The following is a 21,592-nucleotide window of genomic DNA, read 5'->3' on the forward strand; positions in this document are numbered from 1 at the left end:
ATGGGAATTCACCTCATTTATTTTTTCGGACGATTAAACCCGGGGCGTTACCGTCACCCAATAGCGGCTGCGGTAGGTGACATCGACGTTGAGTGATTGCGCGACCAGCGCCAGCACTTGATCGGTATCGCTCAACTGATAAGTCCCTGACACCCGCAGTCCGGCCACCGCTTCGCTGCAACGCAGCAGCCCGTGGCGGTAGCGGGCCAGCTCGCTGAGGAAGGCGTCGAGGCGCATGTTGTGGGCGCTGATCACGCCGTCGCTCCAGGCCCACGGGTCGAGGCCGTTGGCGATGGGTGTGCGGATGCCTGTGCGGTCGATCAACACCGACGCGCCGGGCTGGATCACCTGCCGGGCGCTGGGGTCATGGCGGTCGGCAAATATCGCCACCGTGCCCTGTTGCACCGCAAGAGAGGTGCCTTGGGCCTCTTCGCGAACCAGCAAGCGCGAGCCTTCGACGCGCAAATCGCCGTGGCGGGTCAGCACCCAGAAGGGGCGGGTATCGACACTGGGATTCACCAGTATCTCGCCCTGGCGCAGTTGGACCTTGCGTCGCTCTGGGGTGAGCGTCGCATCAATCGCCGTGGCGCTGTTGAGTTGCAGCTTGCTGCCATCGCTCAGCGCGACCCAGCGCCGCTCGCCGGTGGCGGTGCGGTAGTCGGCCATCATCGCTGGCAGTGGTGTGTAGTCGCGACCGAACCAGCTCAAGCCGGCCGCACCGGCCACCAGGCCCAGCAGCTTGAGGCTTTCGCGGCGGCTGATGCGTTGCCGCGCACCGCTGAGGGTGCGGCGCCCGACCTGGGCGGGCAGATGGTTGAAGTCGTCATTCATCGTCGCGACCCGGTGCCACACCCGCTGGTGTTCGGGGCTGCTGTGCAGCCAGCGTTCAAACGCGGCGGTGCTGGCGTCGTCGGCGACGTTGAAGCGCAGGGTGATCATCCATTGGATGGCCTGGTCTACCAGGCGCTGGTCAGCGTTCGGCATAACGTAACCGATAGCAGGCGTGCAGCGCCTTGGACAGGTCGCGTTCCACGGTGGCCTTGGATACGTCCAGGCGTTGGGCGATCTGCGCGCAGGTCAGGCCGTCCAGTTGCGCGAGCAGGAAGGCTTCGCGTACGCGGGGTTTAAGTTGATCAAGCAAGCGATCGATGCGTTCCAGGCTGTCGAGGATCAGCAGGCGGGTTTCTTCCGACGGCACCTCGACCTGTGGGAAATGCGCGAGGCTTTCGAGGTAGGCACGTTCCAGCTCGCGGCGGCGGTACCCGTCGATCATCAGGCTGCGGGCGATGCTGCTCAGGTACGCACGCGGTTGCAGCAAGGTTTGCTGCTTGCGCGCGTTGAGCAGGCGCACAAAGGTTTCTTGCGCCAGGTCGGCGGCATGCTCGCGGCAGCCGGTGCGCCGCTTCAACCAGCCGTTCAGCCAGGAATGATGCGCCTGGTAAAGCTGGCCGATGGCGGCAGGGTCCAGTGGGTGATCGCTCGACATGGGCATCCCGGCGCAACAGTCTTAATTGATAATGTTTCGCATTCTAGACGTTGGCTATGACAATGAGCAATCACCGCTGGGCAATGTATCCAGCACAATTTTTTGTCGGCATGCGGTAGGCGGATTAGTCTGCAGGCTTTTCCCGGTGGAGGGCTTGAGCATGATCGACCTGGCGACCCTGGCGGTTTTTTGCGGTGCGGTGTTGTTGTTGCTGTTATCGCCGGGGCCGAACATGGCGTTTGTCATCAGCCACGGCGTGACCCACGGCTGGCGCGGTGGCATGGCCTCGGCCCTGGGCATCGGTGTGGCCGACCTGCTGCTGACCGCGTTGACCGCCACCGGGGTGACGGCGGTGGTGGCCAGTTGGCCGCCGTCCTTTGACCTGATCCGCTATGCCGGGGTGGTATACCTGCTGTGGCTGGTGTTCAAGACCTTGCAGAAAAGCCCGGGGCTGGAGGCGGCCCCGGCCAACCGCGTGCCCCTGGGACGGGTGTTTCTGCAAGCGATGTTCAACAGTTTGCTCAATCCCAAGGCGTTGCTGTTTTTTGTGGTGTTCTTGCCGCAGTTCGTCCGGCCCGAAGCAGGCTCGATTGCCGTGCAGTTGATGCTGCTGGGCGGCGTGTTGACGTTGATCGCTGCAGTGTTTCACGGTTTGCTGGGGGCGTTTGGCGGGGTGTTGAGCCGGTTCTTTGCCAAACGCTCGAAAAGCGCCTGGCTGCAGAAATGGGGACTGGCGACGGTGCTCACGCTGCTGGCCGTGCGCCTGGCAGTGATGTCGCGCCCCACCTGACTCGCCCTTGTAGTGAGCGGGCTTGCCCGCGCTGGGTGGCGAAGCCGCCCTAAACCCCGGCTACTCGGTGTTTCAGGAAGACCGAGGTGCCTGGTTTTGGGGCGGCTTCGCCCCCCAGCGCGGGGCAAGCCCGCTCACTACAAGTTGGTGGGGGCAAGGCGGAGTCAGCCGAGTCGTGCGGCGGCGCGTGCGACGATTTCGCCGCGCACCCGGCGCGATTGCGCCGTGCGTTTGTGTGCTTCTTCCAGCACATGCCGGGGCGCGGTGTCCGGGCTGCCTGAGTGGTAGGGCGGCGCCGGCGCGTATTCGATCTGCAACTGCACCAGTTGCGCCGCCGCTTCGCTGTACAACTCCGCCGCCAATGTCAGCGCAAAGTCGATGCCGGCGGTGATGCCGCCACCCGTCAGCAGGTTGCCGTCACGCACCACACGATCCTGCACCGGGATCGCGCCGAGCGGGGCGAGCATGTCGTGGTAGGCCCAGTGGGTGGTGGCCTTGCGCCCGCGCAGCAGGCCCGCCGCGCCGAGCACCAGCGCGCCGGTACACACCGAGGTCACGTAGCGCGCGGTCTGCGCCTGGGTGCTGAGGAAGTCCAGGGTCTGTGGGTCTTCCATCAACGCGCCTACCCCGGAACCGCCGGGCACGCAGATCACATCCAGCGTTGGGCAATCGGCGTAAGTCACGGTCGGGGTGAACACCAGGCCAGTGCTGGAGGTGACCGGCGCGAGGTCTTTCCACACCAGGTGCAACTTCACGTCCGGCAGCGAACCGAGAACGTCATAGGGGCCGGTCAGGTCCAGTTGCTGGATGCCGGGGAACAACACAAAGCCGATTTGCAAGGTCATGGACAGCGCTCCGAGAAAGGGGTGGACGACTCCACTCTAGGGGCCTAGGCTTTGGCGGATACGCCATTCAGCCCACAGATCACGCCAATCATGCCTCGAATCGTCCATGTCCTCGCTTTTGACAACGCCCAGGTGCTCGACGTGACCGGGCCGTTGCAGGTGTTCGCTTCCACCAATGACTTGGCGCGCCAGCGCGGTCTGCCGTTGCCCTACGCGGTTTCGGTAGTCGCTGCGCAGGCGGACCCGGTGATGACCTCCGCTGGCCTGGCGCTGGTGGCCGAGCCGTTGCCGGCCATCGACGCGCCGTGCGACACCCTGGTGATCGCCGGTGGCTGGGGCGTCTACGGCGCCGCCGAAGACCCGGCGCTAGTGGACTGGGTGCGCGAAAAAGCCAGGCATACGCGGCGCATGACCTCGGTGTGCACCGGCGCGTTTTTGCTGGCCGCCAGCGGCATGCTCGATGGCTGCCGCGTGGCCACCCACTGGACGCGTTGCGAAGAACTGGCGCGCAAATTTCCTTCGTTGACGGTGGAGTCCAACCCGATCTTCATCCGCCAGGGCGCGGTGTGGACCTCAGCCGGCGTCACCGCCGGCATCGACCTGTGCCTGGCGCTGGTGGAAGAAGACCTGGGCCGCGAAGTAGCCCTGGAAGTGGCGCGCCACTTGGTGGTGTTCCTCAAGCGCCCGGGCGGGCAATCGCAATTCAGTGTGACCCTGTCCCTGCAAAAGGCCGACAGCCGCTTCACCGAACTCCACGCCTGGATGGCGGAAAACCTCACCCTCGACCTGAACATCCCGACCCTCGCCGCCCAGGCTGGCATGAGCGAACGCAGCTTTGTGCGCCACTACCGCAACGAAACCGGCCAGACCCCGGCGCGCGCCGTGGAACTGATCCGCGTCGAAACCGCACGCAGGCAGTTGGCCGACAGCACGGCATCAATCAAACGCATCGCCGTGCAATGTGGTTTTGGCAGTGAAGAAACCCTGCGCCGCAGTTTTCTGCGCGTCTTGTCGGTGACGCCCCAGGCCTACCGCGAGCGGTTTTCGCCGAGCAATTCCAGCAGTCACCCCGTCGTCTGCACCGCACAGCGCCCATAGCAACTGGCACGGCTCACCAGATCAGGTCGTTTGATTGCGAGCTCTCGACCAACTTCCCAGCACTTGATCAAACCTTGGTCGTGATTCTCCCATGTCTCACTCCAGCTCAACGGCGGGCGAGGGGTGTGCTGATGTCTTGTAGGAGGCGTGAGGTCATATGCTCACCTGGAATATCAGGCGCAATGTGTAAAGTAGGGTTCATTAAATACCTGTGGTTTTCCTGTTCAGCCACTCGTGGCTCAACAACCCCAATACACCCAGATCGTGTCGTTGGCCATTCCAGAACCCCGCGTCGCGCAACGTTCCTTCGGCTTTGAAACCCAGTCGCTCCAACAGCTTGAGCGACGCGGTATTTTGCGGATGCACCCAGGCTTCCACTCGATGCAATTGCATCTGTTCAAAGCCCCAGTCGAGCATTGCCTGCATAGCTTCACTCATCAGTCCCTGGCCACGCGCGTCGGGCGCCAGCTCACAGGCGAGTGCGCAACTGTTCCACTTCTGGTTCCACTTGAACAGACCACAACTGCCGATCAGTTCACCCTCCCATTCGATTCCCCAGCGTGTTCCGGGGTTGGGCTGGGTGCGCCAGTGCCCGAAGGTTTCGATCAGGGCTTGGGCCTGGGCAAGCTCGGTCATCGCGTCGGCGCCGAACCAGCGCATGCTGTCGGCATCGCTGTGGATGTCGAACAGCGCCGGTGCGTCGTTTGCTACAAGCTCACGCAGGCACAGGCGTTGGGTGTGTAGGGTAGGGAAAGGGCTCATGGCGCGGTTGCCGCAAAAATCTGCTCCCGATCCACGACCTTGCCAAAGTGATGTCGCCACAAATCCACCCCCAGCTGCCCTGACCGATCCAGCGACGAGCCCACGGTCAAATCGCTGATCAACGTCGGCTGCAACCCTGCATCGAACAGGGCAAACCCCGCCGCCAGGACGCAGGTGTCGGTTTGTATGCCACACACCAACACACGCTGCGGCTCGAGGCTTTTGAGGTAGGCAATCGTCTCGGGCGTCGGCGCATAACCGTGCTTGACGAAGATGCGATCCGCCGCCACCAGGCTGTCGTCATCCGGCGCCGGTTGCCAGCCGAGTTGGCGGGTGAAGGGGGTGATGCTTTCGTCGTGGCGCTCGACGGTGGCGACGCTGGGCAGGCGGCCGAGCAGGGCATGGATGCCGTCCACAAGCCATGCCGGCGGGTTGAAGCAGGGTTGCACGTCGATGATCAGCAGTACCTGGCGCATGGGGTTGCAGTCCGTAGCCGGGGTGGGGCGGTCATTGTGCCTCAGGGCTGCCAGGTCGTCTTCTCCCCGCTGAGCTTGCGGTCCAGGAACGACGCCGCGCTGATCAACGCCAGGTGGCTCAAGGCCTGGGGCGTGTTGCCCAGGTGGCGGGCCTGGTTGTCGAACTCTTCGGCGTACAGACCCAGTGGGTTGGCATAGCGCAGCAGTTGTTCGAACTCCAGGTGGGCCTTTTCCACTTGCCCGGCGCGGGCCAGGCATTCGACGTACCAGAACGAGCACGCGGTAAATGCACCTTCGGTGCCTTGCAGGCCGTCGATTGGGTTGTCGTCGTTGCGATAGCGATAGACCATGCCGTCGCGTACCAGGCTTTTCTGGATCGCTTCCAGCGTCGACAGCCAGCGTGGGTCGGTGGCCGCGACGAAACGCACCAGCGGCATCAGCAGCATCGAACCGTCGAGCGCCGTGCTGCCGATATGCTGCACAAAATGCCCACGCTCCTCGTTCCAGAAGTTGCTCCAGATGTCGGCGTAGATCGCCTGGCGTGTCTGGTCCCAACGGGCGAACGGTGCTGGCAGCGAGCGCTTGGAGGCGAGACGGATTGCGCGGTCCAGCGCCACCCAGCACATCAGCCGCGAGTGCAGGAAGTGATGCTGCTCGCCGCGCATTTCCCAGATGCCCACATCTTTGGTGTTCCAGATATCGCAGACCTGGTCGGCGACTTCCACCGTGTGTTTCCAGCCGTCATGGGAGATGGCTTCGCCGTATTTGTTGACCAGGTACACCGCGTCCATCAGTTCGCCATAGATGTCCAACTGGATCTGCCCGACCGCGCCGTTGCCGATGCGCACCGGCGTGGCGCCGCCGTGGCCTTTGAAGTGCGGCAGTGCGGTTTCCGGCAGCTCCTGGCGGCCGTCGATACCGTAGAGGATGTTGAGTTTGGTTGGCTGCCCGCAGCAGTCACTGACCCGCCCCTTGAGCCAGCGCATGTAGGCGTTGGCTTCCTCGACAAAACCCAGGCGCATGAAGGCATAGACCGTGAATGAAGCGTCGCGGATCCAGGTGTAGCGATAGTCCCAGTTGCGCTCGCCGCCGGGGCTTTCCGGCAGGCCGAAGGTGGCGGCGGCGATGATCGCGCCGTGTTTGCGCGAGGTCAGAAGCTTCAAGGCCAGGGCCGAGCGATTGACCATTTCGCGCCAGCGTCCACGGTAGTTCGACTGGGCGATCCAGCTGCGCCAGAACGTCAGGGTGTGGGCAAGGGCGAGGTCGGTGCAAGCGCTGTCCACCCGCTCATCATCCTGGCCACCGAGGACGAATTCGGCGCCTTCGTCCTGGTTCAAGGTGAAGCGTGCAACCGCCGCGCCATCCTTGATGTGCAAGGCTTGGCTGCTGGACAAACGCAGGCCGGGCTGGCCATCGGCGTTGAAGTACACACTGCGGTTGTCGAGGCTGGCGCGGGTCGGCGCGCGCGCGTAGTCGTGGCGCACTGCACAGCGCAGGTGGATGTCGGCCGTGCCGCTGATCACCCGCACCCGACGGATCAGCAGCGGCAGGTCATCGAGGTCATCACTGATCGCCAGCAGGTCGGTGATCTCCACCACGGCTTCGTCGCTGAGCCAGCGGGTTTGCAGCACGTTGGTGTCGGGCAGGTAGATCTGTTCGCGGCGCGCGTCTGGCAGGTCCGGAGTGAGCTGGAAAATGCCCGCTTCGGGGCTGTCGAGCAGGGCGCAGAAGATCGACGGGCTGTCGAATTCCGGCCAGCAGAAGAAGTCGACGCTGCCCGTGTCGTTGACCAGTGCCGCGCTGCGCATGTCGCCAATGATGCCGTGGGCGTCGATGGCGCTTTGGGGTTCGTTCTTTAGCTCAACCATTGCCACGAAACTCCGGATAAAGGCTCATGCCGCCGTCGATGAACAGGGTGCTGCCGACTACATAGTCGGAGGCATCGCTGGCCAGCCAGACCACGGCGTTGGCCACGTCTTCGACGTCGCCGACCCGGCCGTAGGGAATCAGTTTCAGCAGTTCCTTTTCTGCCGCGCCTTCGGTGGCCGCCCGGTTGATCGGCGTGCGGATCGCCCCCGGCGCAATGCCGTTGATACGGATGCGCTGCGCGCTGACTTCCTGGGCGAGGGTGCGCATCAACATCTCGACACCGCCTTTGGAGGCGGCGTAATTCACATGGCCGGCCCAAGGGATCAACTGGTGTACCGAGCTCATATGAATGATTTTTCCCGCCGCCCGCGACACGCCTTCGCGCACGCCCTGGCGATTGAAGATACGCACGGCCGCGCGGGCACAGAGGAACTGGCCGGTGAGGTTGACGCCGATCACCGTGTTCCAGTCATCAAGGCTCATATCGACCAGGTTGGCGTCTTTTTGCAGGCCGGAGTTGGCGACAAGAATGTCCAAGTGGCCGAAGGCGTCGAGCGTCTGGGCGAACAGGCGTTCCACATCGGCCTCTTTTGACACGTCCCCGCCGATGGCAAGCGCACGGCCGCCGTTGGCGTTGATCTGTGCGGCGAGCGCTTCAGCAGGGGCGGCCTGGGCGTTGTAATTGAGCACCACGGCCGCGCCGGCGTCGGCCAGGGCCTTGGCGGCGCCTGCACCGATGCCGGAACTGGCGCCGGTGATGAGGGCGACTTGTTGCTGGAGCGAGAGGTGCATGGGCCAACCACCACTGTCAGAGGGTTCAGTCAGCTGACTGGCGGGGCCACGTGTAAGTTCAGCGTGGGATTCGACGGGGCGCAGCGGGGCAGGCAGGGGGAACTGTCATTTCTGACAGTAGACGTCTTTCGCTTCCGAGGTGAGGCTACCGGCTTGCAGGTGGTCAGGGGATGAGCGCGTGAACATGCACTGGGTTGTCGGGTTGCTGGCGAGTCTTGGTAGCGCGGTTGCTGTGGCGCAGGCACCCTTGGATAAAGCCGCGTTCATCAATCAGCTGATGGGCAAAATGACGGTTGCCGAGAAGGTCGGGCAACTCGACATCGTCTATCTCGACCCTGTGGCGCCGGATGCGCGCGTCCGGGAACACCTGGCCGGCGGACTGATTGGCGGGGTGGCCGTAGTTCCGCCTGCGCCCTATGGGCACGCGTTGCAGCAAATGGCCGTTGAGCGCAGCCGATTGAAAATCCCGCTGTTTTTCAGCATGGATGTTATCCATGGCTTGCACACCGTGTTTCCGGTCAGCCTGGCGTTGGCGGCCAGTTGGGACATGCAGGCATTGGCGCTGGTGGGGCGGATCAGCGCGCAGGAAGCGAGCGCCGATGGTGTGCACCTGACCTACGGCCCAATGCTGGACATCTCCCGCGATCCTCGCTGGGGCAGGGTGTCGGAGGGGTACGGCGAGGACCCCTATTTGGTGTCGCGCATTGCTCGGGTCATGATCAACGCGTATCAGGGCGGCAACTATCGCGCGGCGGGCAGCATCATGGCCGGCGTCAAGCATGTGGCCCTGTATGGGGCTGTGGAGGGCGGCAAGGACTACAACAGTGTCGATATGAGCCGGGCACAGATGTATCAGTACTATTTCCCGCCATACCGCGCGGCTGTCGAGGCCGGCGCGCAGGTCGCGATGCTTGCGTTCAACACAATCAACGGCGTTCCTTCAACCGCCAACCCCTGGCTTATCAAGGATGTGCTGCGCCATGAGTGGGGGTTTGCCGGCGTCACCCTGAGTGACTCCAATGCCGTGACTGGCCTGATTACGCACGGTGTGGCGATTGATCAGCGCCACGCGGCTTCATTGGCGATTCTCTCGGGCCTCGACATGGAGTTGAGTGACGATGCCTATGTTCGCCAGTTGCCCGCCCTCGTCAAATCGGGAGCAGTGAGTGTTGCGGTCCTGGACGAGGCGGTTCGTCGCGTGCTCGGGATGAAGTACGAGATGGGGCTGTTCGAAGACCCCTATCGCAACCTCTCCCGATTGCCTCCGGAACCCATGGAGCGCCGGTTGCAAAGGGCGGCGGCGCGGGATGTGGCGCGCAGGACCCTGGTGTTGTTGAAGAACCGCCAGCACACCCTGCCGTTGAGCAAGCACGGTCGTATCGCGCTGGTAGGCCCACTCGCCAACAGCCGCCGTGATTTGCTCGGGAGCTATTGTGGCGATTGCGCAGCACAAAGAGTTGTGAGCATCCGTGAGGGCATGGCGCGTGCGGTGGAAGGCAAGGCCACGCTGCTGTATGCCAAGGGCGCCAATGTCACAGACGACAGGGCGTTGTCTGATCGCTTGGCACGTTATAGCTCGCCCTTGGACCTTGATCCCCGATCGCCTGAAGCGCTGCTGGAAGAGGCGATGGCGGTGGCACGCCAAGCCGATGTCATCGTGGCAGTGGTGGGGGAGGCGTGGAATTTCAGCGATGAGGCCATCAGCCGAACGCGCCTTGACCTTGAGGATAGCCAGCAGCGCCTGCTCAGTGCATTGAGAACCTTGGGTAAAACGCTGGTGGTGGTGTTGGTGAACGGTCGGCCTTTGACATTGACCCAAGTGCAAGGGCAGGCCGATGCGCTGCTGGAAACCTGGTTCAGCGGGATGGAAGGCGGTAACGCTGTCGCTGATGTCTTGTTTGGCGGTTACAACCCTTCGGGAAAGCTGCCCATGACGTTTCCCCGTTCGGTGGGCCAGGTCCCGATTTACTACAACCACCTCAACACGGGCCACCCCTTCATCCCCGATCAGCCGAACAAGTACATGAGCCAATATATTGATGAGCAGGAGGGGCCGCTGTTTCCCTTCGGCTTCGGCTTGAGCTACACCCGTTTCGCACTGTCAGACTTGCAGTTGTCCAGCGCAGTGTTGCACCGAGGTCAGTCTCTGCGGGTGGGTGTCACGCTGGCCAATGCGGGTGAGCGCGATGGCGAAACCGTGGTCCAGTTGTATATCCGTGATCCGGTGGCATCCGTCAGCCGTCCGGTCAAGGAGCTCAAGGGTTTCCAGAAGGTCATGCTCAAGGCCGGTGAGCGTCGACGAATCGAGTTCACCGTGGGTGAAGATGACCTGAAATTCTACGACGTTCACTTGCGACACGTCGCCGAGCCTGGCGAGTTCAGGCTGCAGATAGGCTTGGATTCTCGGGAGGTCATTGAACAACGCTTCGAACTGCGCTGACACGACGGGAAGCAATTGCCCGACTTAATAGGAAGCATTACTATTCACGCCCCGCCTCCCCAGTGCCTCCGCGATGATGCCCCAGCCGCCCCGCAGAACAGGCTTTTTCGAGTATTACGAAGAGTTGATCGGCACCTGGACGCGCCGCCTGAGAAACCGCCAGCAGGCCGAAGACCTGGCCCATGACACGTTTGTGCGGGTACTTGAGGCACGGTCCACCGAGGTTGAGCAGCCGCGCGCCTATCTGCACCAAACCGCACGCAACATTGCGGTGGACGCCCATCGCCGTGAAGACCGGCGCGAGGCGCTGGCGCTGGAGACCTTCGACCTGCGTTCGCCGCACAGTGGCGACCCGGAGCACGTCATGCACGCGATCCAGTTGGCGGATTCCATCGAGCGGGCGCTGGCCGAGTTGCCGCTCAACTGCCGCAGGATTTTCATCTGGCAGAAAATCGAAGGCCTCACCCAGCAGGAAATCGCCGAACGCCTGGGGTTGTCCAAGAACATGGTGGAAAAGTATATGATCCGCACCCTGCGGCATCTGCGTGACCGCTTGGACGTGCTGGCCCCATGAACCAAGGATCTTCCATGATGGATAACCGTGCCCGAGACGAGGCTGCGCAATGGTTTGTGCGCCTGCAAGACGCCGAACTGGGGGCCGCCGAGCGCCAGCAGTTCGAGACGTGGCGCCATGAGCATCCCGACCACCAATACGAATTCGATGTGCTGCAAGGCCTGTGGAGCGCCACGGACCTGTTGCCGGCGGCGCGTTTGCGTGCGTTGTGCGATGCACCGGCTGAGCGCCCCAAGCGGCGCGCCGTGTTGCGTTACGCGGTCGCGGCCAGTGTGGTGGCGGTTGCCGTTGGCCTGGGCGTGTTCAGCATCCTTCAACCAAAACCCTACAGCGCCGAGTTCAGCACGCGGCTCGGTGAACAGCGCCAGGTGACGCTGCCCGACGGTTCGGTGATGGAGTTGAACAGCCGCAGCATGGTCGCGGTGCAGTTCGAAAAGGGCAGGCGCGGCGTGGTGCTCAAGCGGGGCGAGGCGATGTTCAATGTCGAGCACGACACCACTCGCCCGTTTGTGGTCGCCGCCGGGGCCGGGCAGGTCACGGTGACCGGCACGCGCTTTGATGTGCGCCGCGATGACGACAGCACCCGCGTGGTGGTCGAGGCCGGGACGGTCAAGGTGCAAGGGCGGGCCGTGGATGCAAGCGTCACGCTGACGGCGGGCCGTGGCACGCACATCGACAGCCAGGGCAACGTGGTGCCGGCCTACGCGGTGAACGCCGCAGAACTGACCGCATGGCGCAGCGGCAAACTGGTGTTCAACAACGCCAGCTTGGGTGACGTGGCACGGGAAGTGTCGCGTTATCGCCAGCAGCCAGTGCGGGTCGGTTCGGCGGCGGTGAGCGACCTGCGCCTGACCAGCGTGTTCAACGCCAACGACACCGACGCCTTGCTCAAGGCCCTGCCGCACATTCTGCCGGTGGCCGTGCGCGCCTTGCCGGACGGCAGCCAGGAAATTATTTCGCGCTGACAGTCAGGTTTTTTTCGCGTTCGTCGTCTCCTCCTGCAACTGCAACTGGTTTGCATTAACGGCCGCACTCGCTTGCGATCACAGGACCCGATTTGACGTGAAAAAACTTGCCTGCCACCACAATAAAATCTCCCGCTGGGCGCCACTGGCCCTGGCCATGGCTGTCAGCACCTCGGCGTATGCTGCCGACACCCTCCATATCCAGGCCCAACCGCTGGGTGCAGCGCTGAGCCAGTTGGGCCAGCAGACCTCCCTGCAAGTGTTCTTCAGCCCCGACATGGTCGCCGGCAAGCAAGCCCCGGCGGTGGATGGCAACCTTTCGCCGGAACAAGCCCTGCGTCGATTGCTGCAAGGCAGTGGCCTGGACTATCAGATCGACGCCGGTTCCGTGACCTTGCGTCCGCTGGGCAGCGGTGCCGGTGAAGCCGGTTCGCCCCTGGAACTGGGTACCACCGACATCAAGGTGGTCGGCGACTGGCTGGGCGACGCCAACGCCGAAGTGGTGCAGAACCACCCCGGCGCACGCACCGTGATTCGCCGCGAGGCCATGGTGGAGCAGGGCGCGATGAACGTCGGTGACGTGTTGCGCCGGGTCCCGGGCGTGCAGGTGCAGGAGTCCAACGGCACCGGCGGCAGCGATATTTCCCTCAACGTCGGCGTACGGGGTCTGACTTCGCGCCTGTCGCCACGCTCCACGGTGTTGATCGACGGCGTACCGGCCGCCTTCGCCCCGTATGGCCAGCCGCAACTGTCGATGGCGCCGATCTCCGCCGGTAACCTGGACAGCATCGACGTGGTACGCGGCGCCGGTTCCGTGCGTTATGGGCCGCAAAACGTCGGTGGCGTGATCAACTTTGTCACCCGCGCCATCCCGGAGAAATTCTCCGGTGAAGTCGGCACCACCCTGCAAACCTCGGCCCACGGCGGCTGGAAACATCTGGAAAACGCCTTTGTCGGCGGCACCGCAGACAACGGCATCGGTGCGGCGCTGCTGTATTCCGGGGTCAAAGGGGACGGCTATCGCAGCAGCAACAACGCCAATGACATCAACGACGTGATCCTCAAGACCCACTGGGCGCCGACCGATAGCGACGACTTCTCACTCAACTTCCACTACTACGACGCCACGGCCGACATGCCCGGCGGCTTGACCCAGAAGCAATTCGACGCCAACCCGTATCAGTCGGTACGCGACTGGGACAATTTCACCGGGCGTCGCAAGGATGTGTCCTTCAAGTACATCCGACAGATCGACGACCGCACCCAGGCCGAAGTGCTGACCTACTACTCCGACAGCTTCCGTGGCAGCAACATCGCCAACCGCGACTTGCTCACCCTCGGCTCGTACCCGCGCACCTATTACACCTTTGGCATCGAGCCCCGTGTGAGCCATGTGTTTGACGTGGGCCCGAGCACCCAGGAAGTCAGCGTCGGTTATCGTTACCTCAAGGAAGGCATGCACGAGCAGGCCACCAGCCTCAATCTGGTCAACAACGTGCCCACCCCCGGCGGGCGCAGCGACGGTCACGTCTACCAGGACCGCACTGGCGGCACCGAGGCCAACGCCTTCTACGTCGATAACAAGATCGACATCGGCAAGTGGACCATTACCCCCGGTATCCGCTTCGAAGACATCCGCACCGAATGGCACGACCGCCCGGTGATCCCGTTGACCGGCGCGCGCACCCTGGAAAAACGCCGTGAGGTCCACAACAACGAACCGTTGCCGGCGTTGAGCGTGATGTACCACGTGTCCGATGCGTGGAAACTGTTCGCCAACTACGAAACGTCCTTCGGCAGCCTGCAGTATTTCCAGCTAGGCCAGGGCGGTACGGGCGATCAGACCGCCAGTGGCCTGAACCCGGAGAAGGCCAAGACGTACGAAGTGGGCACGCGCTACAACGACAGCGTGTGGGGCGGCGAAGTGACGCTGTTCTACATCGATTTCTCGGATGAGCTGCAATACGTCAGCAATGCCGTGGGCTGGACCAACCTCGGCGCAACCAAACACAGCGGCATCGAAGCTTCGGCCCACTACGACCTGTCGAACCTGGATGCGCGTCTGGATGGCCTGACCGCCAACGCCGGCTTCACCTACACCAAGGCTACAGCGGAAGGCGACGTTGCCTTCAAAGGCCGTGACCTGCCGTTGTACTCCCGTGAAGTGGCGACCCTGGGCCTGCGTTATGACGTCAACCACTGGACCCACAATCTGGACGTCTACGCCCAGTCCGGCCAACGTGCGCCGGGCACCGGCACCACCTACATCACCCAGGGCACTGCCGACGGCCAGTACGGCGATATTCCCGGCTATGTCTCGGTCAACGTGCGCAGTGGTTATGACTTCGGCGCGCAACTGTCGAACCTGAAACTGGGCGTGGGTGTGAAAAACCTCTTCGACCAGTTGCACTACACGCGCTCCAGCGACAACAACGCCGGGCTGTACCTGGGCGAACCGCGTACGTTTTTTGTGCAGGCCAGTGTTGGATTCTGATCCGGTATAACGACCACTTTCGCCGTGTTTCCTATCTGGGGAGGCACGGCGATTTACGTTTCATTCTGTATTTTCCTGTTTCCCCCAGAGGATCTTCCTACCAGTAGCGAGCAGTTTTCGGTTTCTAGGCGGAACTGACCTCAGGTGTCCAGCCACATAGGTGAGGCTCGCTCGCGCTGATTCCACTATTGAGCCTGGCGCAGTCAGGCGAGCCGCTTGGAAACGAACTGGAGATCCCAATGTCAACATCCGCGTCCACCTCGACCACCGTGCCCATCTTGCCGAATCCCACCCATGCTGACCCACAGGCGGCATTCCCTGCCAGGTCGCTACCTCCACAGTACTCGGCGAGTGTGGGCTTTGCGCAACCGCAATATCAGTCCGGCCCGATGTTTGGTGATACGCCACAGGGAAAAGTTGCTGGCCACTATCACCGTCCTCCCCACCGGCCAATTGCGCAACCTGGCCCGCCTGCGCGCCCAAACCCTACGCTACCGGACCCTCACTATTCCAGGCGTAGCGATGAACAACTGGCGCAGATGCTTCTGGATAACTTCAATGCGTTCAAGGGCCCCTGGCCTTCACGTGAAGTCACGCGCCAGAGCCTGGGGGAAATTGCCAGGCAGGAGCTGACCGGCAATCCCCGGACCGACGCCAATATCAAACTGGCCAGGGAGTTGCAGCGTCGTCCTGGACTGATGGAAGCCCTGGATCGGGACCGCTCCACCGGGGCGACAAACAATCGCTTTTCCAAGGCTGACATCAGAAGTTTCGTGCATTCCGATAACCCGTTGAAGCGCTTGGACAACAAACAACTCGTTGAGGAGATGCTCCGGAATTTCGATGCGTTGAAAGGTGGCTTCTGGAACCGCGACATCAATATCAGCGATCTGCAGGCACTCGCTAATAAAAACCTGACGGGCATCCCCCGAAAAGACCATCTCATCCAGTTGGCCAATGCCGTGATGGGCCGTTCGGACGTCAAGGACTTGATGGACAACGTGTTTGGCTCGCAGCGCGATGGCAAGATTTCGCGCAAAGAACTGCACAGGCTGTTGGCTTTGCTCGGTTAAATCCGGCACTGCATATGGGGAACCGTTTACGCAGATTTGCCACGAAGAAGACACCCACTGGTGGTTGACGGCCTGTGGGAGTCTTTATCTACTGGATCAGGACCGGACCCATGAACTCGACATCCTCTGCCTCTCGTCACTGCCCAAGCTCAGTCACCGCGCTGATGACTGCGTTGCCTGAGGCACCCTGCCAAAACGCGCAGCAGCCGAGTCTCAACCTTACCTCTTCACCCAAATGCAGCTTCAAGGCGCCGACGGCTGCAGACTTTGACAGAGGCGCTCACATGCTCGGCGATACGCCGGTCGGCGATCCATTGTTCTCAAGACTTTCGAGCTTCTGGAGCAAGTTGTCCCTTCGAGGGTAATCATCGCTTCAGGAGGACTGAAGCCCAGGCGGTTACAAATGTTCAAGGTTGTCCGGGTGCAGAGTTGCGCTTTGCCGGAACCATTGGTTTTGCAACGCCACACACCTTGCGCCAGACCTGCATCCTCAATCGGAGCATTTTGCTGATTGAGGATTCGGGGCGCGGGCGACGTCGTCCAAATCGTGTGGAGTGAAATATGAGTAACGGGATCAATCAACTTGGCTTCAAGCTGCCACCTTCGTTAGACCAGCTGAATTCCAACACGCCGGGTGCGAACGCACAGGCGTCAGGCTCGGGTTACGCTCCTCAGGGCGTGGGGCAGCGTCCGGTAATGTCGGGTTTTTCCAGTAGTCCGCTGATGGGCTTAAACAACCCGCATTTCGATGCTCAGAATCTTTACGGCGGCATGAAGGCGGGTAACCCGTATGTCAGTTCAGATGACCACCTGCTGGCCACGGCGTTGAGCAACAGCTTTTCATTGCTCGAAAAATTCACCAAGGACGGGAGCTTGAACCAGGCGGGACTGCAAAAAATCGCTGATGAGGACCCGAACATTAGCACTGTTGCCGAACGCACGATCATGCTGGCCAGGGAGATCATCAACCGTCCGCGCCTGAACGATACGATCTTGGGCAAAGGCGGAAAAATCACACCTTCAAGCCTCTCCAAGGCGGCCAGCGCCCTGGTTGGCAACACCAACCCCAACAATACGCAAAGTGCCGATCCGTTCCATGCGAAAACCGATGCGCAGGTGGTCGAGGCGTTCAGGGGCATGTTTGACGAGCTGCGCGATCGCTCGGAAGACCGCACGTTCTTCTTCGAAAAACACCGCTACGTGAAGACCGACAAAATCATTGAAATGAGCAAGGACCCCAACTTGACCGACAAGAAAGGCGCATTGGTGCGGGATCCGGTCACCGGGTTTCCGATGAAAAAATACAGTCCGCAGCAGGTGTACCTCGCCAAGAACCTGGTCGATCGGCCAGGCTTGCTGGCGTCCCTGGACAGCAATAAAGCCAACGGCACCAGCATTTTCGGCAGTCATAACAATGATGGTTGGCTGAAAAACTACAGCCTTGATCGCTGGCTGGAAAACGACAAGAAAGAGAAGGGCAAATGATGCCCTGACGGGCCTATGAGCTCTTTGTCTGGCACAAAAAGCTCATGGCTACACCCGCAATATCTTGCCGCTGGCCGCGACTGCTGCCAGCAACCCGCCGATCAGCAGGAAGGCGATCGCCAGGCTGCTGCCATGGGCGATGAAGCCAATCACAGCAGGTCCGGCGAGTATCCCGGCATACCCCAGCGTGGTAATGGCGGGCACGGCAATGTGTTCGGGCATCACCTTTTGTTTACCCACCGCGGTGTAGAGGACCGGCACGATGTTGGAACAGCCGGCGCCGATAAGGGCATAACCCAGCAGTGACACTTCCCAGGCCGTCGATAAGGTGGCGATGAACATACCGGCGGCCGCTAGCGAACCACCGGCCACGATCACCCGGGTAGGCCCCAGTCGACGCACGATCGCATCACCGGTCAAACGCCCGGCCGTCATGGTCAGGGCAAATGCCGCGTAACCAAGACCCGCATAGGCTTCGTCGAGGCCGCGTTCGCCGCTCAGGAACACAGCGCTCCAGTCCAGCACCGCGCCCTCGGCAAGAAACACGACAAAACACAGGCAGCCGATAAACAGCACCACGCCATGGGGAATCGCAAACGCCGGGCCTGAACTTTCACTGCCGTAAGGCAGCAAGTGTGGGGCGGCCTTGAGCAGCGCCGCCAACGTGATCACGACCACCACCAGGATTGCCTGCAACGGCGACAAGCCCAGCCCGAGCAACCCCGAAACACCTGCCGCGCCGACAATCCCACCCAGACTGAACAAGCCGTGAAATCCCGACATCATGGTTTTGCCGCTGGCGCGCTCAACGATCACCGCTTGCAGGTTGACCGTGGAGTCCACCGTGCCCAACCCGGCACCGAACAGAAACAGCGCGGCGATCAACAAGGGAATCGAACTGACCGTCGCCAGCATCGGCAGGGCCAGGCAGATCAGCAGCGTGCCGGCGCAGAGCACGCGCCGACAGCCGAAACGCGAGGCGAGCAGGCCGGCCACTGGCATGGCGATGATCGAGCCCACTCCCAGGCACAACAGCAACAGGCCGAGCGTGCCTTCATCGAGTCCAGCACGGGCCTTGGCATACGGCACCAGCGGTGCCCAGGCGGCGATGCCGAAACCGGCGATGAAAAACGCGATGCGGGTCGACATTTGCTCCAGTCGCCCGGGAACCACGGGCGCTGAGGTGGGGATGGCAGTCATGAAAAATCCTTGGTTTTGCGTTCAACGAACGGTGTCCGGCGCGACATCCTCCCACAGATGGAAGGTTCTGTAATACGCTGCCGACCCTGTGTGTGGGCAAGCGGACGGATGAATCAATGAAACAATCCTGGCGGGCGTGGGTATGACTCAGTTCTACGATGCGCGGGGCAATATTTATGGGGTGGTCAGCCCGGCTGCCTTGCGCCGCCAGGGGATAGCGGTTCCCGACACTGCCGTCGTGGCGGCGCATCACCGCCAGACCTGGGCGCCGGCGGCGGTCGCGGCCGAATGCGGCTGGGGATCAACCCCACGCCCGCCGCAGGCCAAGGCCCACCGCTGCGATGGCCTGTTGGTGGGGCCGTTCCAGGCTGCGCCGCCGTTTGACCTGTTGATCGTCAACACCGACGGCACCCTGGCCGAGCGTAGCGGCAACGGGCTGACCATCTTTGCCCAGGCCCTGACAGACCAAGGCATGATGACCGAGGCCAGCGAGTTACGTGTGCATCACGATCAACCGGCTGGCGCCTCGCCGTTGAGTACCTGGGTGGAACCGGCGGTGTATGCCCAGGTGAGCGGGTTCTGGCTCGCATTGGGCCAGCCCGCGTTCGGGCCGTCGGCCGTGGGTGCGACGGGCGTCGGCGCTGCTGAACCCAGCCACGTGAGCGCACTGGCGGCGATCAACCCGCAGTGGGCGCACAGTCAGTTTGTGCGGGTGGGCAACCCCCATTGCGTGACGCTGGTCGAACACCCTTCGGCGTTGCCCGACAACGCACAGATGCAGCAGCCCGGGTTGTTTGAAGCGCTGCAGGCAATTGCCTTTGCGCCGCCGGTTGGCCGCGGCCAGCCCTGTGCGGCCGGAGTCAATTTGCAATGGGCTGCGCGGGACAGCGCCAACCGTGTGCTCGCGCGGGTGTTTGAACGTGGAGAAGGCCCTACGGCGTCGTCCGGCACCAGCGCCAGCGCAGTGGCCTGCGCGGCGTGGCGGGCGGGTTGGGTCGCGGCGGGGGAGGTCGCGGTGGTGATGCCGGGCGGTACGGCGCCGGTGCGCTTGCAGGTGCAGGCCGAGACGCTGCGCAGTGTCAGCCTGTTCGGCACCGCCCGGCGGCAAATCAGCTGAGCAAAAACTCCACCTGCGCCGGCTGACGTTTCATCAACACCTTGCCGTGGCGGATTGAATACAGCGGCAGTCCCTGGCTGCGAATCACTTCATAGTCGCTGTCCGCCGAGAGCACCAACAGGTTGGCCGGGCGACCCGGCTCCAGGCCGTAGCGGTCGCCCAGGGCCATGGCCTTGGCGCTGTTGTCGGTCACCAGGTCGAGGGCGCTTTGCAGGTTGCTGTAGCCGAGCATGTGGCAGATATGCAACCCGGCCTCCAGCACGCGCAGGATGTTGCCGTTGCCCAGCGGATACCAGGGGTCGACGATGGAGTCCTGGCCGAAACACACGTTCATGCCGGCTTCGAGCAACTCGTTGACGCGGGTGACGCCCCGGCGTTTGGGGAAACTGTCGAAGCGGCCTTGCAAGTGGATGCTCTCGGTCGGACAGGAGACGAAGTTGATCCCGGAGTGCCCCAGCAAGCGAAACAGCTTGGCGCAGTAGGCGTTGTCGTAGGAGCCCATGGCGGTGGTGTGGCTGGCCGTGACGCGAGCGCCCATGCCACGGCTGCGGGCCTCTTCGGCGAGCACTTCGAGAAAACGCGAGTGCGGGTCGTCGGTTTCGTCGCAATGCACGTCCACCAGGCAACCGCTGCGCTCAGCCAGGTCCATCAGGAATTTGACCGAGCTCACGCCCTGGTCGCGGGTGTATTCAAAGTGCGGGATGCCGCCAACCACATCGGCGCCCAGGCGGATGGCTTCTTCCATCAGTTCGCGGCCGTTGCGGTAGGACTCGATGCCTTCCTGGGGAAACGCGACGATTTGCAGGTCGATCAGGTGCGTACTTTGCGCGCGTACCTCGAGCATAGCCTTGAGCGCGGTGAGGTCCGGGTCGGTGACGTCGACGTGGGTACGCACATGCTGGATGCCGTGGGCGGCGAGGGCCTGGATGGTTTGCTTGGCGCGGGTCTTGGTGTCTTCAAAGGTGATGCTGGCTCTGCGCTCGCCCCAGCACTCGATGCCCTCGAACAGCGTGCCGCTCATGTTCCAGCGCGGTTCGCCGGCGGTGAGGGTGGCGTCGAGGTGGATGTGCGGCTCGACGAAGGGCGGGATCACCAGGTTGCCGGCGGCATCCAGGTCGTCGGCCTGCAACGGCGGTGGCGTGGTCTGTGGGGTGATGCTGGCAATCCGGCCCTGTTCCAGGTGCAGATCATGCAGGCCTTCACGGTTGCGCAGGCGGGCGTTGATGATGTGCATGGGCAAGTTCCTTTTGAGCGGCGGGAAGCCACGACTGTAAGGGAGCCAGGCATAAAAAAACCACCGCTGGGGTGGTTTTTCGTACGGGCGGTTTATTCGCCGCGATAGATGCACCCGCTGGTGCACGTCTCGTGGATGCGAATTGCACTGAGTTCCGGCAGCAGGGGTTTGAGTTCATTCCAGATCCACTTGGCCAGCACTTCGCTGGTCGGGTTTTCCAGGCCGGGGATGTCGTTGAGGTAGTTGTGGTCGAGGCGTTCGTAGAGCGGCTTGAAAATCGCCTTGATCTCCGAGAAGTCGCGAATCCAGCCGGTATGGGGGTCCAGGTCGCCGCTCAGGTGGATCGCCACCTTGAACGAGTGCCCGTGCAGGCGCCCGCATTTGTGGCCGTCCGGTACGTGCGGCAGGCGGTGGGCGGATTCGAAGGTAAACTCTTTGAAGATTTCCACAGTATTTTCAGCTCGGTCAGGTATCTGGCAGGCGGCGAGTTTAACAGCTTGACCCGCCGCCGCGCATACCGCTGGGTCAAAGGGCGTGCAGGTGCTCGCCCAATTGGTCGTTATCGGCCAGTGTCAGAAATTCATCCCCCAGCCGCCGGCTCTCGCTCATCGCGGTTTGCCAGTATTTGTTGCGGCTCGCGTCATCGCCCATGAAGCGCTTGAAGTCGCTGCGGTCCGGCAGCTTGCCGTGGGGCAGGCGGGCCAGGTAGTCCCGGGACGGGGCGAGCAGCAACACGTCCTGCAAGCCGGCTGGGTTGCTGCGCCGCCATGGCAGGCCTTTGTCGAACCAGCCGGGGATGACCCGGTCGGTGAAGTGCGGGTACAGCACGATGTCGTCGCCGTGGTAGGGCAGGTCGAGGTGGTAGTCCAGCAGGCCGCCGTCGCGGTAGGTG

At 62.6% G+C, this 21,592-nt stretch carries 19 protein-coding genes and 1 pseudogene; 9 read left to right on the forward strand and 11 right to left on the reverse strand.

Features of this window, described 5'->3' with window-relative positions:
- Nucleotides 1-33: 33 nt before the first annotated feature.
- Both OPU96_RS26240 and OPU96_RS26245 read right to left on the reverse strand, forming a co-directional pair.
- Nucleotides 34-984: a FecR domain-containing protein gene (locus OPU96_RS26240; protein WP_305392371.1), complete on the reverse strand. Its 951-nt coding sequence runs from the start codon at nucleotides 982-984 to the stop codon at nucleotides 34-36.
- The gene (locus OPU96_RS26245) at nucleotides 971-1,486 is read right to left on the reverse strand and encodes a sigma-70 family RNA polymerase sigma factor (protein ID WP_192300309.1); all 516 of its coding nucleotides are present in this window, start codon (nucleotides 1,484-1,486) and stop codon (nucleotides 971-973) included. Before OPU96_RS26245 ends, OPU96_RS26240 begins: the two co-directional genes overlap by 14 nt.
- Nucleotides 1,487-1,646: 160 nt before the next feature.
- Here OPU96_RS26245 and OPU96_RS26250 point away from each other — a divergent pair, with 160 nt between their 5' ends.
- The gene (locus tag OPU96_RS26250; protein ID WP_305392372.1) at nucleotides 1,647-2,276 is read left to right on the forward strand and encodes a LysE family translocator; all 630 of its coding nucleotides are present in this window, start codon (nucleotides 1,647-1,649) and stop codon (nucleotides 2,274-2,276) included.
- 164 nt (nucleotides 2,277-2,440) lie between these two features.
- On the opposite strand, the gene inhA is transcribed toward OPU96_RS26250, so the two are convergent.
- Nucleotides 2,441-3,121 (reverse strand): isonitrile hydratase, encoded by a 681-nt coding sequence (gene inhA, locus OPU96_RS26255; RefSeq protein WP_192300311.1) that lies wholly within the window; start codon nucleotides 3,119-3,121, stop codon nucleotides 2,441-2,443.
- A gap of 90 nt (nucleotides 3,122-3,211) precedes the next feature.
- Between inhA and OPU96_RS26260 the strand changes: the two genes are divergently transcribed.
- A complete protein-coding gene (locus OPU96_RS26260) occupies nucleotides 3,212-4,219 on the forward strand; it encodes a GlxA family transcriptional regulator (RefSeq protein WP_226456163.1) in 1,008 nt (335 codons plus the stop codon).
- Nucleotides 4,220-4,420: 201 nt separating this feature from the next.
- Here the strand turns inward: OPU96_RS26260 and OPU96_RS26265 are convergent, their stop codons facing one another.
- The 4 genes from OPU96_RS26265 to OPU96_RS26280 are packed head-to-tail and all read right to left on the reverse strand — an operon-like array spanning nucleotide 4,421 to nucleotide 8,118.
- On the reverse strand, nucleotides 4,421-4,981 hold the full coding sequence (locus OPU96_RS26265) for a GNAT family N-acetyltransferase (RefSeq protein ID WP_305392373.1): 561 nt from the start codon (nucleotides 4,979-4,981) through the stop codon (nucleotides 4,421-4,423).
- Nucleotides 4,978-5,457 (reverse strand): isochorismatase family protein, encoded by a 480-nt coding sequence (locus OPU96_RS26270; protein WP_226456161.1) that lies wholly within the window; start codon nucleotides 5,455-5,457, stop codon nucleotides 4,978-4,980. The genes OPU96_RS26265 and OPU96_RS26270 overlap by 4 nt, the downstream gene beginning before the upstream one ends.
- Before the next feature lie 41 nt (nucleotides 5,458-5,498).
- Complete coding sequence (locus OPU96_RS26275; RefSeq protein ID WP_226456160.1) at nucleotides 5,499-7,325, reverse strand: glycoside hydrolase family 15 protein; 1,827 nt, start codon at nucleotides 7,323-7,325, stop codon at nucleotides 5,499-5,501.
- On the reverse strand, nucleotides 7,318-8,118 hold the full coding sequence (locus OPU96_RS26280; RefSeq protein WP_226456159.1) for a glucose 1-dehydrogenase: 801 nt from the start codon (nucleotides 8,116-8,118) through the stop codon (nucleotides 7,318-7,320). The genes OPU96_RS26275 and OPU96_RS26280 overlap by 8 nt, the downstream gene beginning before the upstream one ends.
- Nucleotides 8,119-8,302: 184 nt before the next feature.
- Between OPU96_RS26280 and bglX the strand changes: the two genes are divergently transcribed.
- The 6 genes from bglX to OPU96_RS26310 all read left to right on the forward strand — a co-directional run bounded on the left by bglX (nucleotide 8,303) and on the right by OPU96_RS26310 (nucleotide 17,149).
- Complete coding sequence (gene bglX / locus OPU96_RS26285) at nucleotides 8,303-10,558, forward strand: beta-glucosidase BglX (RefSeq protein ID WP_498559968.1); 2,256 nt, start codon at nucleotides 8,303-8,305, stop codon at nucleotides 10,556-10,558.
- A 73-nt stretch (nucleotides 10,559-10,631) separates the two neighbouring features.
- A complete protein-coding gene (locus tag OPU96_RS26290) occupies nucleotides 10,632-11,132 on the forward strand; it encodes a sigma-70 family RNA polymerase sigma factor (RefSeq protein WP_226456157.1) in 501 nt (166 codons plus the stop codon).
- 14 nt (nucleotides 11,133-11,146) lie between these two features.
- The gene (locus OPU96_RS26295) at nucleotides 11,147-12,097 is read left to right on the forward strand and encodes a FecR family protein (protein WP_498559969.1); all 951 of its coding nucleotides are present in this window, start codon (nucleotides 11,147-11,149) and stop codon (nucleotides 12,095-12,097) included.
- Nucleotides 12,098-12,194: 97 nt separating this feature from the next.
- Nucleotides 12,195-14,591 carry a TonB-dependent siderophore receptor gene (locus OPU96_RS26300; RefSeq protein ID WP_498559970.1) on the forward strand — a complete coding sequence of 799 codons (2,397 nt, stop codon included), beginning with the start codon at nucleotides 12,195-12,197 and terminating at the stop codon, nucleotides 14,589-14,591.
- 239 nt (nucleotides 14,592-14,830) lie between these two features.
- Complete coding sequence (locus tag OPU96_RS26305; RefSeq protein ID WP_498559971.1) at nucleotides 14,831-15,664, forward strand: hypothetical protein; 834 nt, start codon at nucleotides 14,831-14,833, stop codon at nucleotides 15,662-15,664.
- Nucleotides 15,665-16,225: 561 nt separating this feature from the next.
- On the forward strand, nucleotides 16,226-17,149 hold the full coding sequence (locus OPU96_RS26310) for a hypothetical protein (protein ID WP_498559972.1): 924 nt from the start codon (nucleotides 16,226-16,228) through the stop codon (nucleotides 17,147-17,149).
- A gap of 48 nt (nucleotides 17,150-17,197) precedes the next feature.
- Here OPU96_RS26310 and OPU96_RS26315 read toward each other — a convergent pair whose 3' ends face one another.
- Nucleotides 17,198-18,349 (reverse strand): MFS transporter, encoded by a 1,152-nt coding sequence (locus OPU96_RS26315; protein WP_498559973.1) that lies wholly within the window; start codon nucleotides 18,347-18,349, stop codon nucleotides 17,198-17,200.
- A gap of 142 nt (nucleotides 18,350-18,491) precedes the next feature.
- On the opposite strand from OPU96_RS26315, the gene OPU96_RS26320 reads away from it, so the two are divergent.
- Nucleotides 18,492-19,466: a diaminopimelate epimerase gene (locus OPU96_RS26320; RefSeq protein WP_305392378.1), complete on the forward strand. Its 975-nt coding sequence runs from the start codon at nucleotides 18,492-18,494 to the stop codon at nucleotides 19,464-19,466.
- Here the strand turns inward: OPU96_RS26320 and codA are convergent.
- From codA to OPU96_RS26335, 3 genes and pseudogenes are all read right to left on the reverse strand, one after another.
- Entirely contained in the window at nucleotides 19,459-20,700 is a 1,242-nt protein-coding gene (gene codA / locus OPU96_RS26325) for a cytosine deaminase (RefSeq protein WP_498559974.1), read from the reverse strand. The genes OPU96_RS26320 and codA overlap by 8 nt on opposite strands.
- Nucleotides 20,701-20,792: 92 nt before the next feature.
- Nucleotides 20,793-21,149, reverse strand: coding sequence for a 6-carboxytetrahydropterin synthase QueD (queD, locus tag OPU96_RS26330; RefSeq protein WP_003173033.1), 357 nt, complete (start codon nucleotides 21,147-21,149; stop codon nucleotides 20,793-20,795).
- Between the two features lie 76 nt (nucleotides 21,150-21,225).
- Nucleotides 21,226-21,592, reverse strand: a pseudogene (locus OPU96_RS26335) (patatin-like phospholipase family protein); the annotation flags it as partial.

The organism is Pseudomonas sp. RP-B7 (assembly GCF_059803535.1).

Coding starts and splice junctions, on each gene's coding strand:
- OPU96_RS26240 (WP_305392371.1), bottom strand. CDS start 984: ATGCCGAACGCTGACCAGCGCCTGGTAGACCAGGCCATCCAATGGATG.
- OPU96_RS26245 (WP_192300309.1), bottom strand. CDS start 1,486: ATGTCGAGCGATCACCCACTGGACCCTGCCGCCATCGGCCAGCTTTAC.
- OPU96_RS26250 (WP_305392372.1), top strand. CDS start 1,647: ATGATCGACCTGGCGACCCTGGCGGTTTTTTGCGGTGCGGTGTTGTTG.
- inhA (WP_192300311.1), bottom strand. CDS start 3,121: ATGACCTTGCAAATCGGCTTTGTGTTGTTCCCCGGCATCCAGCAACTG.
- OPU96_RS26260 (WP_226456163.1), top strand. CDS start 3,212: ATGCCTCGAATCGTCCATGTCCTCGCTTTTGACAACGCCCAGGTGCTC.
- OPU96_RS26265 (WP_305392373.1), bottom strand. CDS start 4,981: ATGAGCCCTTTCCCTACCCTACACACCCAACGCCTGTGCCTGCGTGAG.
- OPU96_RS26270 (WP_226456161.1), bottom strand. CDS start 5,457: ATGCGCCAGGTACTGCTGATCATCGACGTGCAACCCTGCTTCAACCCG.
- OPU96_RS26275 (WP_226456160.1), bottom strand. CDS start 7,325: ATGGTTGAGCTAAAGAACGAACCCCAAAGCGCCATCGACGCCCACGGC.
- OPU96_RS26280 (WP_226456159.1), bottom strand. CDS start 8,118: ATGCACCTCTCGCTCCAGCAACAAGTCGCCCTCATCACCGGCGCCAGT.
- bglX (WP_498559968.1), top strand. CDS start 8,303: ATGCACTGGGTTGTCGGGTTGCTGGCGAGTCTTGGTAGCGCGGTTGCT.
- OPU96_RS26290 (WP_226456157.1), top strand. CDS start 10,632: ATGATGCCCCAGCCGCCCCGCAGAACAGGCTTTTTCGAGTATTACGAA.
- OPU96_RS26295 (WP_498559969.1), top strand. CDS start 11,147: ATGATGGATAACCGTGCCCGAGACGAGGCTGCGCAATGGTTTGTGCGC.
- OPU96_RS26305 (WP_498559971.1), top strand. CDS start 14,831: ATGTCAACATCCGCGTCCACCTCGACCACCGTGCCCATCTTGCCGAAT.
- OPU96_RS26310 (WP_498559972.1), top strand. CDS start 16,226: ATGAGTAACGGGATCAATCAACTTGGCTTCAAGCTGCCACCTTCGTTA.
- OPU96_RS26315 (WP_498559973.1), bottom strand. CDS start 18,349: ATGACTGCCATCCCCACCTCAGCGCCCGTGGTTCCCGGGCGACTGGAG.
- OPU96_RS26320 (WP_305392378.1), top strand. CDS start 18,492: ATGACTCAGTTCTACGATGCGCGGGGCAATATTTATGGGGTGGTCAGC.
- codA (WP_498559974.1), bottom strand. CDS start 20,700: ATGCACATCATCAACGCCCGCCTGCGCAACCGTGAAGGCCTGCATGAT.